Raw genomic sequence first — 16,387 nt, forward strand, 5'->3', positions numbered from 1 at the left:
CGTTTTTACGTCGCGACAAGCCGTTTGACCGTCACATCGACCGACTCGGCGCTGTATGGCGTCATCGCGGCGATCTCCTCGGCAATTTGCTGCTGCAGCCGCCGGCAAACCGCGAGCACCGACGCCCCATACCGGACGGATAGCTTCACGCTGATGCGGCAGCGGTCCTCTTGTGAAACAGCTACAAATATTTCGCAATCGTCCATTACAACGTCTTCCCATTCCCGCACACACATCATGACAATCGTCAACAGCGTCGCTTCTACGGCGCTCCGCTTCCGATGCCGGAACGTCTTCACCGCACTCCCCCTTCGCAGCGTATGAGCTATTTTTGTTATGTTATGCGATCCGGCCGGCCGATGCCACTTGCCTCTAAAATCCGAGCACTGCTTTAATCAGCGAGGTCGTCTGCCCACCCGGGTACAGGACGTAAAGAAGCAAATACACGATGACCCCCGTCGAAGCGCTGCCGAACCAAATAATGCTCGTCACCGGCCCAAGCCGGCGATGGCGGGAGCGGCTGTCTTTCAGCCCCGTCCAGATCGTCACAAGGCCAAATACGGCTCCCACTGTCGCCAACATGATATGGAAAATAAGAAACACCGTATAATAGACTTTGACATTCTCCGGTCCGCCGAAGCTCGTATTGCCAATAAACAACGTCCGCGACATGTAAATGGTGAAAAACAGCAAAGCAAACACCGCTGCCGTCAGCATCACCTTTTTATGCGCTTCGATCCGCCTGCGGCTGATCAAATACCACCCATAAGCAACAAGCAAAGCGCTGATCACGATGCAGCTCGTGCTGATTGTCGGTAAAACGGCCATCGCTTCTCTCCCTTTCTTCTTTGTTCATCGTTGGCGGCCAACCGCGCTTTACAGTTTGGTCGGCCGCGGCTCCATATCCATGCTTGGCTCTTTCTCCCGCTCCTTCCGATACCATTCGGTGAAGATGAAGAACAGCATCGTCCCGTACACGATTTCCTGGATGATTTTCATCAACACTCCGCCGAGCTGCTGATCATGGAGCGGCGACATCGATAAAAACATTTGCGGCCCGGTCAAATCAAGCGAAGCCAGCGTCCCTTGAGGAACGCATAGAGCCAGCGCGGCCATCCATGCTTTCGGGTCAGTATACGTCGCATAAAGCGGCGTATCGGTAAAAATGATGAGCGCGCAAGCCGGGGTCAACAGCATGCCGTCAGCGAAAATGTAACCCATTTTTTTTAGGCCGGACAACGTTTGCCAATCGGGCAGCTTGTTGACAAGCGGCCACCACATGCAAAACGCGGCAACGAAAATGACCGAGGTAACAAACGCATGCAGCCACATATTCATTTTCACAGCGTCAAAAATGAATGGAACGTGATAAAGCGAAAACAAGCCGTTAAACAGCAGCAACGCCACAATTGGCTTTGTCAACAGCCGAAACACGCGGCGCACTGCTGTGATGCGGAATGCGCGCTCATAAAGCGGCGCCGGAATGCCTAAAATGAAACATTGCGGCACGATCAAATACAGCACTGCCATTTGCACCATATGGGCGGTGAACGTCAAATGGCCCATCAAATCCAACGGAGACCCTTTGCATATATAAAGAAGCGCAATCCCGGTCAAAAAATACGCTTTCTGCTTCTCCGAAACGGCATCACCGAGGCCGAAACGCTGCCGCCATGGCCCGGTGATCCCAATGTACAGCAACGCAACCGCCGCTAACATAAGCAAAAAAAACGGACTCCAAAGGGCAACGGGGCCAAACATTTGCAGCGATTGAAACATACGAATCCCCTCCTGATTTGTCCTTTCCCATTATACTACACGACGCCGCGCCAAGGCTATTGAAAAAGGGGAAACCGGCGCAAAACCGATTCCCCCTTTTCTTACCACCAAATGACTGTTGTAAACGCCCAAACAAGTAGGAGCATAACCCCCACACCGCCGTAAATAAACATCGCCGGGAATTCGTGGCCTTTATGGCTCATATGCATGAAATAATAAAGCTGGAACGCCACTTGCACAGCGGCAAGCAACAAAATAAACGGAACGACAAACCAATGGGAAAACTCTTCGTAGCCGACCGCGGCGAAAGCGATGAGCGTTAACAAAATCATCAGCACGAAGGCGATGAGTTGATGGCGCATCTCTTCCGCATTTTTGCGGCGGCGGTATGCCAAATCGACGCGTTCATTTCCGGAGTTCGTTTGGTTCGCCATACGTTCACCCCACCATTCCCATCAAGTATACAACCGTAAAAATGAACACCCAGACGACGTCGATGAAGTGCCAGTAAAGGCTCGCGACGTAAAATTTCGGGGCGTTGTATAAATTCAACCCACGCTTAGCGTTGCGGATCATGAGCGTCAGAATCCAAAGCAATCCGAACGCGACGTGGCTCCCGTGCGTGCCAACGAGCGTGTAGAACGCTGAAGCGAAAGCGCTGGTCGTAAACTTATGGCCTTCATGCACATATTCATTGAACTCGTAAATTTCCAAGCCCAAAAAGCCGGCGCCAAGCAAAACGGTAATGCCAAACCAGAGCTGCATCTTTTTAAAATCAAAGTTTTTCATATGATAAATGGCATACACGCTCGTTAAGCTGCTGGTTAGCAGCAGCATCGTCGCCATGAACACGACCGGCATTTGGAACAGTTCTTCCGCCGAAGGGCCGCCGTTCGTTTTATCTTTGAGCGCCAAATAGGTGGCGAAGAGAGAGGCGAACAGCACCGTCTCTCCGCCTAAAAAGAGCCAGAAGCCAAGAAACTTATTTTTCCCCTCAAGGGTGGCGCGTTCCGGCGCGGCCGGAAACGTCTCGGCCGTCAATTTTTCCTCTGCATGCATCAGGCGTTCGCCCCCTTCTTCTCAAGTTCAAGCACTTCTTCTTTATGGATGTGGAAGCCGTGATCATCAATCACCGAACGCAAGAACATCGAACCGAGCGTAATGAGCAGGCCGAGAATGCCGACCGGCAAGCCCCATCCGGCGTCATTATGATACGTAAAGCCGAAGGCGGCGACAAACAGACCAAACGCAATGACAAACGGCAGGAACGACGAATTCGGCATATGAATGTCACCAAGCGGTTCGGCTGGCGTCAATTCTTTTTTGCCTTCCATTTTTTCGAGCCAGAAAGCATCAAGCCCGCGGACGAGCGGCGTTTGAGCGAAGTTGTACACCGGCGGCGGCGAAGCGATCGCCCATTCGAGCGTGCGGCCGTCGCCCCATGCATCCCCCGCCGCTTTTTCGCCTTTTACCGTCGTAATCACAATGTTAATAAGTAAAATAACCGTCGCGGCCGCCATAAAGAACGCGCCGATCGTACTGATCAAGTTGCCAGTCTCCCATCCTTGATGCGGCAAATACGTAAACACGCGCCGCGGCATCCCTGTCAAACCAAGGAAGTGCTGAATAAAGAACGTTAAATGGAACCCGATAAAGAACAGCCAGAACGTAATTTTGCCGAGCGTTTCATTCAGCATGCGGCCAAACATTTTCGGCCACCAATAATGCGTGCCGGCAAGCAAAGCGAACACAACCCCGCCGACGATGACGTAATGGAAGTGCGCAACGACGAAATAGCTGTCATGGTATTGATAGTCCGCCGCCGCCGACGCCAACATGACCCCGGTCACCCCGCCCATGACGAACGACGGAATAAACGCCACCGCATAATGCATTGGCGTTGTGAATTTGATGCTTCCGCCCCACATCGTAAACAGCCAGTTGAAAATTTTGACTCCTGTCGGAACGGCGATCGTCATCGTCGCGACGGCAAAGATGGCGTTCGCAATCGGCCCCATCCCGACCGTGAACATATGGTGCGCCCATACCATGAACCCTAAGAAAGCAATAAGCACCGTCGCAAACACCATTGACGAATAACCGAATAGGCGTTTGCGCGAGAACGTCGCGAAAATTTCCGAGAAAATGCCGAACGCCGGCAAGACAAGGATGTATACTTCCGGATGGCCGAACACCCAGAACAAGTGCTCCCAGATAATTGTATTACCACCGGCAGCGGGGTTAAAGAAGTTGCCGCCAAACAATCGATCCATCATCATGAAAATCAAGCCGACCGTAAGCGGCGGAAACGCAAACAAGATGAGCGCCGACGTCACAAACGTCGCCCATGTGAACATCGGCATGCGCATAAACGTCATGCCCGGAGCGCGCATGTTGATGATCGTCACAAGAAAGTTAATGGCACCCATGATCGTTCCGAAGCCGGAAATTTGCAGCCCGAGCGTATAAAAGTCGATGCCATGATGCGCTTTTGAGTCAAGCGACAGCGACGCATACGACGTCCAACCAGCGTCCGGTGCGCCGCCTAAAAACCATGAACAGTTCAAAAACAAACCACCGAAGAAAAACATCCAGAATCCAAGAGCGTTCAAAAACGGGAACGCGACGTCGCGCGCGCCGATCTGCAGCGGCACGACTGCGTTCATAAAGGCGAAAACAAGCGGCATCGCAGCCAAGAAAATCATCGTCGTTCCATGCATCGTCAGCACTTCGTTATACAAGCCGCCGACAAGGAAATCGTTGTTCGGCTTGGCGAGCTGAATGCGGATGAACAACGCCTCGAGACCACCGAGCAGGAAGAAAAACCCGCCGGAAATCAAGTACAGATGGGCGATTTTTTTATGGTCGACCGTTGTCAAATAATCCCACAAAACGGCGCCAACACCCTTTTTGCGCGCGATTGTACTCACGGTGAAACCTCCTTCTCATGCTTTATTCCACTTTTAAGCTCATCAAATATTTCGCCAATGCGTCAATTTGCTCTTCCGTCAAGTGGCCATATGTACCCGCCATTTTATTTCCAGGCTTCACGCTGTTCGGGTCTCTCAGCCATTTTTTCAGATTTTCTTCGTTATGCTCCAAAATACCGGCGATTCGTTCGCGATCGCCAAAGTTCGCCAAGTTCGGCGCTGTGCGTGCCTGTTCCGGACGCTTGTCTACCGGCGACACGGCATGGCAGCCGATACAGCTTTTGTTGAAAATCGCCTCGCCTTGTTTGGCAACCGGATCCGTCACAACCGGTTTTTTTGCATTTTGCATCTTTTTCACCCAGGCGTCAAATTGGTCGCGCGGCAACGGCCGAACTTTAAAGTCCATCAGCGCATGGGACGGACCGCAAAGCTCCGCACATTTGCCGTAAAAGACGCCGCCGGCCTTATCGGTCGCTTTTTGATCAAAAACAAGCCAAAATTGGTTTTTGTTGTCAGTGTTCGTATCCATTTTGCCGCCGACCGCCGGAATCCAGAACGAATGTTTGACATCCGACGCAATCAAGTTGAAATACACTTTTTCATTCGTCGGCACGACCAAATCTTGGCTCGTGATAATGCCGTAATCCGGATATTCAAATTCCCACCAGTATTGGTTGGCGCGAACATTGACGACAACTGTATCCTTATCTCGTTTTTTGTCGTTCATCGCCTTGACATCCGCCAGCTTAAACGTCGCCGATACCGTCGGCACCGCCAAAATCAGCAAGAGGATGATTGGAATGACAGTCCAAATAATTTCTAGTTTATGGCTTCCTTCCACTTGCTTCGGAATTTTGTTTTCTTCCCCCTTGCGCCGCCGGAAGCGGATGACAACATAGACGAAAATGATCGCTACAACGACAATGACGAGCACCATGATCGACGTGCTCAGCAACATGAGCGAATACTGTATGTCCGCTACTTCACCGGCGGGCTGGAGCGTCGATAAAAACGGCTTGCCGCAGCCGGCGAGCAACAGCGCCATCATTCCAAACAAGGAAAGTAAGCGCCAGCGCAGCCCTTTGTTCATAGCCTAATCAAACCCCTCTTTCTTTGATGTAGAAATATATACAAATTCTTTCATGATGAAAGAATTTCAAACGTTTACCATAAGGTGGCGATCACCATCGCCACGAATAGAATTGTCAAATAGTTGAGCGAATAGACGAACATCCATTTCGCCCACTTTAAGTCATCTTTCATTTTCAAGCCCCACAGCCCCAAAAACAGCCAGCCGATGTTCAGCAGCGTCGCGACCGTTAAAAACGGCGCGCCGAGCGAGAACAAATAAAACGGCAGCGGCAGCAAACAGGCCACCCAGACGATGATTTGCCGCTTCGTCATGGCGAAGCCGTGAACGACCGGCAGCATCGGAATGCCGGCAGCCCGGTACTCCTCGCACCGCTTCATTGCCAACGCCAAAAAATGCGGCGGCTGCCATAAAAACATGATCAAAAAGAGAACAAGCGGGACGACATGGAAACTTGGGTCAACCGCGGTCCAGCCGATCACCGGCGGCACGGCGCCGGAAATGCTGCCGACGACAGTGTTGAGCGTATAATGGCGCTTCGTCCAAAGGGTGTATAAAAAGACGTACGTCGCCATACCGATCAATCCAACGACGGCAGCCGTAACCGTTGTCATAAGCAGGCCCATCTCGCCGATTGCGACAAGACCAATCCCAAGCCAAAGCACCCGCCGCGGATCCATCGTCCCGGTGACGGTCGGGCGTGCTTTCGTCCGCTCCATATATTGATCAATGTCGCGGTCAATGTAGTTATTAATGGCGCATGAACCTGCGATGACAAGCGCTGCCCCAAACAGCGTGAAAAAAACAAGATGCAGGTTCTCCAAAAAGTGTTCCCCAGTAAAATAAAACGCCAGCCACATCCCGGCGAACGTCGTAATCAAATTCGAATTGACGATTCCGATTTTCACAACAGACGATAACTCTCTCCAAACTGTCTTGACGCTCACATGCGAGCGATGACCGGCATCGGCCGCATCCTGGTGCACCGCTTTCAATTCGGCCATGTCTCCTGTTCCTCCTCATTGCGCCGCCCGGCGGGCAGACGCCGTGATCTTGGCTCCAATGCCCGAAATACGAAAACAAAAAAAACAAAAGAACTAGGTAGGTTTATTTCTCTTTATATTAAATCACATTTTTTCTCATCATGTGAACTTTTTTTAAATAATTTGTGTCAAATTTTTGAATCCGTTAGGCGAAACCGGCCCGTTTGCCTATCCCATTAATATTTCTAGCAAACTTAATCGACTTATTCAATATGCAAACGTCATTTTGTGTTTCCGGTGGTCATCGTGTAAAATAGATTTGGTTTGGAACATCGTTGGCCGTTATCAACTGCACCACTTTTTACTAAATATGGTCAAAATCATAATTCCTCAATACAAGAAGGTGAAGATTTTGCAACGTTCATTAAAATGGTTTGCGGCCGCGACAACCGTGGTCATGCTGTTTGTGCTGATCGGCGGAGCGCTCGTGACGAAAACCGGCTCCGGCATGGGGTGCGGCCGATCATGGCCGCTGTGCAACGGCCAGTGGGTGCCGGATGACATTACGCCTGAACTGGTCATTGAGCTGAGCCATCGCCTTGTCTCCGGGCTTGCCGGCATCATGGTGCTCATTCTTTCCGTTTGGGCATGGCGGGTCATCGGCCATATGCGGGAGACAAAGTTTTTGGCAGTCGTCTCATTCGTTTTTCTCGTCCTGCAAGGATTAATCGGCGCCGCCGCGGTCGTCTGGGGGCAGTCCGATTTTGTGTTGGCCCTGCATTTCGGCATTTCGCTCATCTCATTTGCCGCTGTGCTGCTGTTGACGCTGCTCATTTTTGAAGCGGACAAAACGTTTTCCGCCGTCTCGCTTACGCTTGACAGGCCGATGCGCGTTCATATTTACGGGATCATTATTTACTCGTACATTGTCGTCTATACCGGGGCGCTCGTCCGCCATACGAACGCCAGCCTCGCCTGTCCAAGCTGGCCGCTGTGCGCGAAAACGCGTCCTTTCCCGGTGCAGTTTCACGAATGGGTGCAAATGGGCCATCGGCTGGCGGCGGGGCTGATCGTCATCTGGATCGCCATCGCGGCGCTGCACGCCATCCGTCATTACCGAAGCCAACCGGTTATCTACTATGGATGGATCATTGCTCTTTTTCTCGTCCTCGCCCAGATGACAACTGGGGCGCTCGTTGTGTTCACTCAGTTGAACTTATACGTGGCTCTGGCGCACGCGTTTTTTATCTCCTGCCTGTTCGGCGTGCTCAGCTACTTGCTGCTCTTGGCGCTGCGCACCCGCCGTGCGCCGGGAAAAACGATGGCTCACCCGCCCGAGGAAACAGCGCCAACCGTGCTGAAATGGCGGTAATCCGCTGCAGAGAAAAAGGGATGCCCACAAAAACGCGGACATCCCTTTTTCATTATTTGGATAGCTCAATCAGCAAGTCGCCCGCCTGAATGGCATCGCCGCTTTTGACGTAAATGTCTTTGACAATGCCAGCAAACGGCGCCTGCACCGTCGTTTCCATTTTCATCGCTTCCGTGACCATCAAATGGTCGCCTTTATCCACTTTCTCCCCTTTTTCGACAAGCACTTTCACAACCGTACCCGGCATCGTCGCCGCAATATGGTTCGGATTCGTCCGGTCGGCCTTGATGCGCTCAGCAACGGCCGCTTTGATGCTCTCATCGCGGATGATGACTTCGCGCGGCTGGCCGTTCAGCTCGAAGTAGACGACGCGCGTGCCATCGGCCTGCGGTTGGCCGATCGACACGAGCTTGACGATGAGCGTTTTGCCGCGTTCAATCTCCACTTCAATTTCCTCGCCGAGACGCATGCCGTACAGGAACGTCGGTGTATCGAGCACGGAAATATCGCCGTATTTTTCGACCGTGTCGGCATATTCTAAAAACACTTTCGGATAAAGCGCATAGGCAATGGCGTCAAAGTCGGTCACTTCGCGGCCGAGCTTGTCATGCAGCTCCCGCTTGATTTGCTCGAAGTCAACCGGCTCAAGCAGCTCACCCGGGCGGACGGTGATCGGTTCGCGCCCTTTCAAAATGATGCGCTGCAGCTCTTTCGGAAATCCGCCGTGCGGCTGGCCTAAATAGCCTTCGAAAAACTCGACGACCGAATCCGGGAAGTTGAGCGTTTCGCCGCGCTCAAAAATGTCTTGTTCGGTCAAGTTGTTTTGCACCATATACAGCGCCATGTCGCCGACGACTTTCGATGATGGCGTCACTTTGACGATATCGCCGAACAAGTCGTTCACACGGCGGTACATTTCTTTCACTTCATCCCAGCGGTCGCCGAGGCCGACCGCTTTCGCTTGCTGCTGCAAATTGCTGTATTGGCCGCCCGGCATCTCGTGCATGTATACTTCCGTATGCGGGGCGTTCATGCCGCTTTCAAACTCCTGATAAAACTTGCGCACATCTTCCCAATAGCGGGCCAACTGCTCCAAGCCATAAATGTCAACTTCCGGCGCCCGCTCTGTTCCTTCCAACGCATAGTAGAGCGTATTAGCGCTCGGCTGCGACGTCAAGCCGGCCATCGAGCTGACGGCGACATCAACAATGTCCACACCCGCTTCAATCGCTTTGGCGTACGTGTAAATGCCGTTGCCGCTCGTATCGTGCGTATGCAAATGGATCGGAATATCGACCGTTTCCTTAAGCGCGGAAATGAGCACGTACGCCGCCTGCGGCTTCAAAAGCCCTGCCATATCTTTAATGCCCAAAATGTGCGCTCCGGCTTGCTCGAGCTCTTTGGCGAGCGACTTGTAATAGTCCAAGTTGTACTTCGGCCGGCTCGGGTCCAAAATGTCGCCGGTGTAGCAAATGGCGGCCTCGGCGATTTTACCACTTTGCCGGACGGCATCGATCGCCACCGTCATTCCTTTCACCCAGTTTAAGCTGTCAAAAATGCGGAAGACATCGATGCCGGCTTGCGCTGATTTGTCGACGAACTCGCGGATGACGTTGTCGGGATAGTTTTTATACCCCACGGCGTTGGCCGAACGAAGCAGCATTTGGAACAGCACGTTCGGGATGCGCTCGCGCAGCTTGAGCAGCCGATCCCACGGATCTTCTTTCAAAAAGCGGTACGCCACATCAAACGTCGCTCCGCCCCACATCTCAAGCGAGAACAAATTCGGCAGCAAGCGCGCCGTCGGTTCGGCGATGCGCAGCATGTCGATCGTGCGCACGCGCGTCGCCAACAGCGACTGATGGGCGTCGCGGAACGTCGTATCAGTGAGCAGGACGCGCGGCTGTTCTTGAATCCAGCGAATGAGCCCCTCGACGCCGCGTTCGTCCAACATTTGCTTCGTTCCGGCCGGGATCGGTTCGGTTTCGCTCAATTTCGGCACGCGCGGCTTGTCAAACACCGGCTTTTTCTTTTTGCCGATTCCAGGGAAGCCGTTGACCGTCACCGTGCCGATGTAGGTGAGCATTTTCGTCCCGCGGTCTTTCCGGCGCGGAAACACAAACAATTCCGGCGTTGTGTCAATGAACGATGTATCATATTCCCCTGACAAAAACTTCGGATGCTGCACGACATTTTCCAAAAACGGGATGTTCGTTTTAATGCCGCGAATGCGGAATTCGCGCAAGTTGCGCAGCATTTTTCTGGCCGCCTGCTCAAACGTCAACGCCCATGTCGACACTTTCACGAGCAGCGAATCGTAATACGGCGTAATAACCGCTCCTTGGAAGGCATTGCCGGCGTCCAAGCGCACGCCAAAACCGCCGCCTGAGCGGTACGCCATAATTTTTCCCGTATCCGGCATAAAGTTGTTGAGCGGGTCCTCAGTCGTCACCCGCGACTGAATCGCATAGCCGTTAATGCGGATGTCTTCCTGCTTTGGAATGCCGACTTCCGGGCTGTGGAGTGAAAAGCCGTCGGCGATTAAAATTTGCGACTGGACGATGTCAATCCCCGTGATCATTTCGGTGATCGTATGCTCGACTTGGATGCGCGGATTGACCTCAATGAAATAAAATTCATCGCCTGAGACAAGGAACTCAACCGTACCGGCGTTGACGTAGCCGACGCTTTTCATCAGTTTGACCGCCGCTTCACAAATGCGCTGGCGCAGCTCGTCCGACAGCGAGACGCTCGGCGCAACCTCAACGACTTTTTGGTGGCGGCGCTGCACCGAGCAGTCACGTTCGTAAAGATGGACAATGTTTCCTTCATGGTCGCCCAAAATTTGCACTTCAATGTGCTTTGGCTTTTCGATTAGCTTTTCGACATAGACGTCATCGCTGCCAAATGCCGCCTTCGCCTCTGATTTGGCGCGTTCAAACGCTTCTTTCACTTCAGACTTGGAACGGACGATGCGCATGCCGCGTCCGCCGCCGCCCAGCGCCGCCTTGATGATGATCGGATATCCGTGCGTTTCGGCAAAGCGGACGACATCCTCAAGGCCGCCGACCGGTCCGTCGCTGCCCGGGATGACCGGAATGCCCGCTTTCATGGCCGCATGGCGCGCTTTTACTTTGTCGCCAAACATGTCGAGGTGATCCTCGTTTGGGCCGATGAAAATAATCCCTTCCTCGCGGCACCGTTTCGCAAATTGGATATTTTCCGACAAAAACCCGTACCCCGGATGGATGGCATCAACGTCGTGAACTTTGGCGATTTCGATGATGCCCTCGATGTCCAAATACGCTTCAATCGGCTTTTTCCCTTCGCCGACCAAATACGCTTCATCCGCCTTATAGCGGTGGTACGAACCGGCATCTTCCTTCGAGTAAATGGCTACAGTGCGGATGCCGAGCTCCGTGCAGGCGCGGAAGACGCGAATGGCGACCTCCCCGCGGTTGGCTACAAGTACTTTGTGAATTCGTCTTGTCCTCATCGTCTCTCCTCCTTTCTAATTAAGCTATAAAAGTTTTGCCGTTTTGTAAATACACTTTCTAGAAACCTGAATCCGTGACAGCAGCTCATCAAAAGCACCGGAAAACGTAATCATATCAAGGGTTTAGCCCAGTTTCGGATGTTCACTTATTGAGTGAAAAGCAAAAAGTGTGATATTTGTTGATTTATCAAGCTTTCTCAGCAGTTTGAACGCGTTTTTATCACGGATTCAGGTAGAAAGTCAGACCTTTTTTTGACGCGTTCACGGCTTGTTTTTCGCTTTTTTTGTATCGCTGTTCATACTTCGTAAACATCGAAATGTTCACCAGTAAGCCGAGCGAGGCCATTATCAGGACGAGCGATGTCCCCCCGTAGCTGACGAGCGGCAGCGGCACCCCGGTGATGGGAATGAGCCCGACGACTCCGCCGACGTTAATAAACGTCTGGAAGCCGATCATGACAGAAATGCCGATGGCGAGCAAGCTGCCGAACGCATCAGTCGAGCGGCGGGCGATCCACAATCCGCGCAGCACGATAAACGCCAATAGCCCAAGCGTGAACATGACGCCGAACAAACCGAGCTCTTCGGCAATGACGGCCATAATAAAGTCGGTGTGCGACTCCGGCAAATAGCCGTACTTTTGGATGCCTTTTCCGAGCCCAAGCCCTTTCAGCCCGCCGATCCCGATCGCCAAATACGAATTGACGAGCTGATAGCCGTCCGTATCCGCATATTGAAACGGATCCAAAAAACTGTAAAGGCGCGACAACCGTTCTCTCGAAAAAATCTTTTTGCCCATGAACGGAAGCCAAAGCGGCGACAGCATCACGGCGATCAAAGCGAAAAAGAGCAGCTGCTTGAAAAGCAACGTGAGGCGCAGTCCAGACGAAAGAATGATGCACACCGCGATGACAAAAACGATAAACGCCGTGCCGAAGTCCGGCTGAATGGCGATCAACGCACAAATAAACAGCGTATAGTAAATGGGGAATAAATTGCTTTTCACCGGCTCAGCCAGCCGTTTCCGCTTGTTGGCAAACGCCGCCGACAAGTACAAAATCAGGCCGAGCTTGGCCAGCTCCGCCGGCTGGATGGAAAGCGCCCCAACGCGAAACCAGCTTGTCGCATTGTTGGCCGTATGGCCAAGGAACGCAACCGCGATCAGCATCAGCGGGGAAGCGAAAAAAACGAATTTCACGAATCGTTCTTTTCGCCACACTTTATACGGAATAATAGCCATCATGGCAAAGGCAGCGAGCGCGGCGATGAGCCAATGCTTTTGCCGCTCATAAAAATAGTCGCTCGGCACCTCAAAACGGATGACGGCCGTCACCATGCTCGCGCTGTACACCATAATCAGGCCGAACAACGACAGCATAATGACCGCGGCCATGAGCGGATAATCGTAACATTTCAACACTTTCTTCCATAATTGTCGATCCATCGTCCCTCTTCCCTGTTTGCACGTATGTACATAAATCATTCGCAGCAGCGCGCCGATTTCCTGCCCAAAAACAGAAAAACTCAAACGACGGCAGGCCAATCGTTTGAGTTGCCATGTATCGTTATCGTACGCGCTTTTTTGTCACTGCTTCATGCAACGCGGAAAGCTCGCGCTCAAGCCGGTCAAGGAGCGCCTTTCCGTCTTTGGCCTCCACAAGCCCGAGGCGCACCGCAAAGTCGATTTCCCGCGACAAGCCGAACATTTGCGTGTCCAACACTTCCTCATAGAGCGGACATTGCGGCATCGTCAAATGATCCATTTGCACGCGGATGAGCTGAATAATTTTTTCCGCATCGGCTTGCAGCAGCGCGTACGCCTTTTCGCGATAGCCCATCGATTCGTCCGTCACATCGATCCCTCCGTTCTCTCCCCTATCCTTCTTTAAATCTTAACGTGAAACAAGCCATTTTGCAAGTTGAAACCATTGATAGCAATCCGGCTTGGAACATGACAAACGCTTTATTTATTATTATACTAAACTAAAAACAGCGGCAACATGCAGAGGAGAGGGTGTCTTGATGAGCGATATTATCATGCTGACGGGAAAGGTCAACTTTACGATTACGCTCGACCCTGGCGTCTGGATTTTCGATGACCGAAAAGTCGATTTGGACACGTATTTTTCGCATCCGAAACCAGATCAAGCCGAGGCAGGGCAAGAGGAAGAAGAAATCAAAAAGTGGTCGGCGTTTTGGGACCGGGAAATTCAGGAGGGGGCCGTCTTTCCGCCCACATTGAAAACCGAGCGGCGTTTTTTGAAGGAGAAAATCATCACCGGTTCGTTCGGCATGCCGTTTGCTCCGTTTTTGCAAAACGCTGAACCGCACGAAGACGCTTCCGAACTTGTCGTCGTGACGGAAAGCGGGGAAACGGTGATCCCGCTCGACAAAGCACACGATTTGATTTTTGCTTTTTCTAAAAACGGAAAGCCGCTGCGCGATGACGGTCCGGTGCACATTTATTTCGGCGACGGCTCGAACCGCGAAGCGCCGATTACCCATGTGCGCCAGCTCATCGTCCGCTGACCAGACGCTCCGTCAAGAGGACGTCCGGTTTTCGGTCGGCCGTGAGGGGCCGCCATTTCTGTTCGTTCGCGTGACGCAGGATTGGCAGCCTCCCAAGCGGCCGGTTGGAAGACGAGGGCTAAAGCAAGTCGGCAGCGAGCTGGGCGAGCGCGGAACGCTCTCCTTTGACAAGGCGGATATGACCGGCGATTTTTTGGTCTTTGAATTTCTCGACCACATACGTCAAGCCGTTGTTGTATTCATCCAAATATGGATGGTCGATCTGTTCCGGATCGCCCATTAAAATGATTTTGCTTTTTTCGCCGACGCGCGTCAAAATCGTCTTCACTTCATGCTTTGTTAAGTTTTGCGCCTCATCAATAATGATGAACTGCTCCGGCAGGCTGCGGCCGCGAATGTAGGTGAGCGCCTCGACTTCAATCGAGCTCATGCCCGCTAAAATGGCGTCCAATTCCCCCGGCTTTTTCGTGTTGAACAAATACTCAAGGTTGTCAAAAATCGGCTGCATCCACGGGCGCAGCTTTTCTTCCTTTTCCCCGGGCAAAAAGCCGAGGTCTTTCCCCATCGGCACGATCGGGCGCGCAACAAGCAGCTTTTTGTACGTGCGCAAGTCTTCAGTCTGCATGAGCCCGGCAGCAAGCGCGAGCAGCGTTTTCCCGGTTCCAGCCTTGCCGATTAACGTCACGAGCGGAATATCGTCGCGCATAAGCAGCTCAAACGCCATCGTTTGCTGCACGTTGCGCGGGCGAATGCCCCATATATGCTCATGATGAAAAATCAGCTTCTTCACCTTTTTGCCGTTTTGGTCGACGATGCCAATCGCCGAAGCGGAACTGCCGAATGCGTCTTTCATAATAATAAACTGATTCGGGTAAAACGGGTGATCAGCGATATCGGCCAACACGAGCTCCCCTTTATCATAAAACCGTTGCAGGTGATCTCTCCCTATGTACAGTTCCAAAAACCCGGTGTAAATATGGTCGATGTCAACGACGCGGTCGCTTAAGAAGTCTTCGGCCTGCAGCCCGATGGCATCCGCTTTCACGCGCACGAGCGCATCTTTGCTCACCAAAATGACCGAACGTCCGTCCTCTTTCGCTTGTTCCTCAAGCGATAAGTTTTTCGCCACCGCCAAAATGCGGTTGTCGTTCGTTTTTTCGACAAAAATTTCCTGAAGCTGATGGAATGAACGGTGGTTCAGTTCAATGCGCAGCACCCCTCCGTTTTCAAGCGGAATTTTCTCGTGCAGCTTGCCGTTCTCGCGCAGGCGGTCGATCAGCTTCGACACCTGGCGGGCGTTTCTCCCGACCTCATCCATATACCGCTTTTTCGAATCCACTTCCTCCAGGACGACAGCCGGAATGACGACCTCGTTGTCCTCGAACGAAAAAATTGAATACGGGTCTTGCAAGAGGACGTTTGTATCAAGCACATAGATTTTCTTTCCCAAATTCCGCTTCCCCCTAGCGTCCGTTTTCCGCCTTGTATACCGGATGGGAATGGCTGTGGTATAGCATATGAAAAAATGTATAAAGATAGAAGGATTTTTGCAAAATAAAGTCAAAAAAGCAGAGGTGGACAAAGATGAAGAAAACACTCGGATGGCTGGCCGCCTTCTCCCTTCTTCTTTTAGGCGGATGCAATGTTGGAAACAGCAATGAAGCAAACGATGGGGACCGTTCGCTTGTGCGCGTCAGAAATACGGTTGATGAGCAGGTAGAAAATAAATCGGGCCAGGAGATCGCCCGCCGGATTGCGGAGATCGCGAACCGTGTGCCGAACGTTCACGATGCTACCGCGATCGTTGTGGGCAAGTACGCCATCGTCGGCATTGACGTCGGCGCCAATGTCGACGCCTCACGCGTCGGCACGATCAAATATTCCGTTGCAGAAGCGCTACAAAAAGACCCGTACGGCGCCAACGCAATTATTATCGCCGATCCGGACCTTTACACGCGCGTGCGCAACATCGGCCGGCAAATTGATGAGGGGCGGCCTGTGCAGGCATTCATGAACGAAATCGCCGACATCGTTGGACGGGTGATGCCGGAAGTGCCAAGCGACCTGTTTGAAACGACGCCAAATCCGACCGAAGAAAACGACGGGCAGTTGAACAACCAAGAGGAACGGCAGTTGAACGAACATCAAGAAAAGCAGTCCAACCACCACTTAAACCGCTAAACGATTCTGCTGCGCTGTGGTATAATG

At 52.3% G+C, this 16,387-nt stretch carries 15 protein-coding genes; 3 read left to right on the forward strand and 12 right to left on the reverse strand.

Translation table 11 applies throughout. The annotated features are described in order from the left end of the window. Positions 1 to 5 precede the first annotated feature (5 nt). The 8 genes from NSS88_RS03405 to cyoE all read right to left on the reverse strand — a co-directional run bounded on the left by NSS88_RS03405 (position 6) and on the right by cyoE (position 6,803). Positions 6 to 299 (reverse strand): Asp23/Gls24 family envelope stress response protein, encoded by a 294-nt coding sequence (locus NSS88_RS03405; RefSeq protein WP_055358196.1) that lies wholly within the window; start codon positions 297 to 299, stop codon positions 6 to 8. A 73-nt stretch (positions 300 to 372) separates the two neighbouring features. Further along, a complete protein-coding gene (locus NSS88_RS03410; protein WP_055358197.1) occupies positions 373 to 828 on the reverse strand; it encodes a DUF420 domain-containing protein in 456 nt (151 codons plus the stop codon). A gap of 48 nt (positions 829 to 876) precedes the next feature. Then, on the reverse strand, positions 877 to 1,779 hold the full coding sequence (gene ctaG, locus NSS88_RS03415; RefSeq protein ID WP_011230586.1) for a cytochrome c oxidase assembly factor CtaG: 903 nt from the start codon (positions 1,777 to 1,779) through the stop codon (positions 877 to 879). Positions 1,780 to 1,880: 101 nt separating this feature from the next. After that, positions 1,881 to 2,213 (reverse strand): cytochrome c oxidase subunit IVB, encoded by a 333-nt coding sequence (ctaF, locus tag NSS88_RS03420; RefSeq protein ID WP_061580860.1) that lies wholly within the window; start codon positions 2,211 to 2,213, stop codon positions 1,881 to 1,883. Between the two features lie 4 nt (positions 2,214 to 2,217). Beyond that, positions 2,218 to 2,838, reverse strand: a complete 621-nt coding sequence (gene ctaE / locus NSS88_RS03425) for a cytochrome c oxidase subunit III (RefSeq protein WP_011230584.1) — start codon at positions 2,836 to 2,838, stop codon at positions 2,218 to 2,220. Next, positions 2,838 to 4,709: a cytochrome c oxidase subunit I gene (ctaD, locus tag NSS88_RS03430; RefSeq protein ID WP_061580861.1), complete on the reverse strand. Its 1,872-nt coding sequence runs from the start codon at positions 4,707 to 4,709 to the stop codon at positions 2,838 to 2,840. The genes ctaE and ctaD overlap by 1 nt, the downstream gene beginning before the upstream one ends. A 22-nt stretch (positions 4,710 to 4,731) precedes the next feature. Then, positions 4,732 to 5,799 carry a cytochrome c oxidase subunit II gene (gene coxB / locus NSS88_RS03435; RefSeq protein ID WP_061580862.1) on the reverse strand — a complete coding sequence of 356 codons (1,068 nt, stop codon included), beginning with the start codon at positions 5,797 to 5,799 and terminating at the stop codon, positions 4,732 to 4,734. Positions 5,800 to 5,873: 74 nt separating this feature from the next. Further along, positions 5,874 to 6,803, reverse strand: coding sequence for a heme o synthase (gene cyoE / locus NSS88_RS03440; protein ID WP_061580863.1), 930 nt, complete (start codon positions 6,801 to 6,803; stop codon positions 5,874 to 5,876). A 391-nt stretch (positions 6,804 to 7,194) separates the two neighbouring features. Between cyoE and NSS88_RS03445 the strand changes: the two genes are divergently transcribed. After that, positions 7,195 to 8,154: a COX15/CtaA family protein gene (locus tag NSS88_RS03445; protein ID WP_033016254.1), complete on the forward strand. Its 960-nt coding sequence runs from the start codon at positions 7,195 to 7,197 to the stop codon at positions 8,152 to 8,154. Positions 8,155 to 8,206: 52 nt separating this feature from the next. On the opposite strand, the gene pyc is transcribed toward NSS88_RS03445, so the two are convergent. The 3 genes from pyc to NSS88_RS03460 all read right to left on the reverse strand — a co-directional run bounded on the left by pyc (position 8,207) and on the right by NSS88_RS03460 (position 13,503). Next, entirely contained in the window at positions 8,207 to 11,650 is a 3,444-nt protein-coding gene (gene pyc / locus NSS88_RS03450; RefSeq protein WP_061580864.1) for a pyruvate carboxylase, read from the reverse strand. Between the two features lie 220 nt (positions 11,651 to 11,870). Continuing rightward, positions 11,871 to 13,094 (reverse strand): FtsW/RodA/SpoVE family cell cycle protein, encoded by a 1,224-nt coding sequence (locus tag NSS88_RS03455; protein ID WP_341083075.1) that lies wholly within the window; start codon positions 13,092 to 13,094, stop codon positions 11,871 to 11,873. A 121-nt stretch (positions 13,095 to 13,215) separates the two neighbouring features. Beyond that, positions 13,216 to 13,503: a YlaN family protein gene (locus NSS88_RS03460; protein WP_033008511.1), complete on the reverse strand. Its 288-nt coding sequence runs from the start codon at positions 13,501 to 13,503 to the stop codon at positions 13,216 to 13,218. A gap of 169 nt (positions 13,504 to 13,672) precedes the next feature. Here NSS88_RS03460 and NSS88_RS03465 point away from each other — a divergent pair, with 169 nt between their 5' ends. Continuing rightward, positions 13,673 to 14,179, forward strand: a complete 507-nt coding sequence (locus tag NSS88_RS03465; RefSeq protein WP_050368468.1) for a hypothetical protein — start codon at positions 13,673 to 13,675, stop codon at positions 14,177 to 14,179. Positions 14,180 to 14,297: 118 nt separating this feature from the next. Here NSS88_RS03465 and NSS88_RS03470 read toward each other — a convergent pair whose 3' ends face one another. Next, on the reverse strand, positions 14,298 to 15,629 hold the full coding sequence (locus NSS88_RS03470) for a PhoH family protein (protein ID WP_061580865.1): 1,332 nt from the start codon (positions 15,627 to 15,629) through the stop codon (positions 14,298 to 14,300). Between the two features lie 134 nt (positions 15,630 to 15,763). Here NSS88_RS03470 and NSS88_RS03475 point away from each other — a divergent pair, with 134 nt between their 5' ends. Then, positions 15,764 to 16,360, forward strand: coding sequence for a YhcN/YlaJ family sporulation lipoprotein (locus NSS88_RS03475; protein ID WP_033016198.1), 597 nt, complete (start codon positions 15,764 to 15,766; stop codon positions 16,358 to 16,360). Positions 16,361 to 16,387: the final 27 nt, after the last annotated feature.

The sequence above is a fragment of the Geobacillus sp. FSL W8-1251 genome, assembly GCF_038005945.1.
GTDB lineage: Bacteria > Bacillota > Bacilli > Bacillales > Anoxybacillaceae > Geobacillus > Geobacillus stearothermophilus.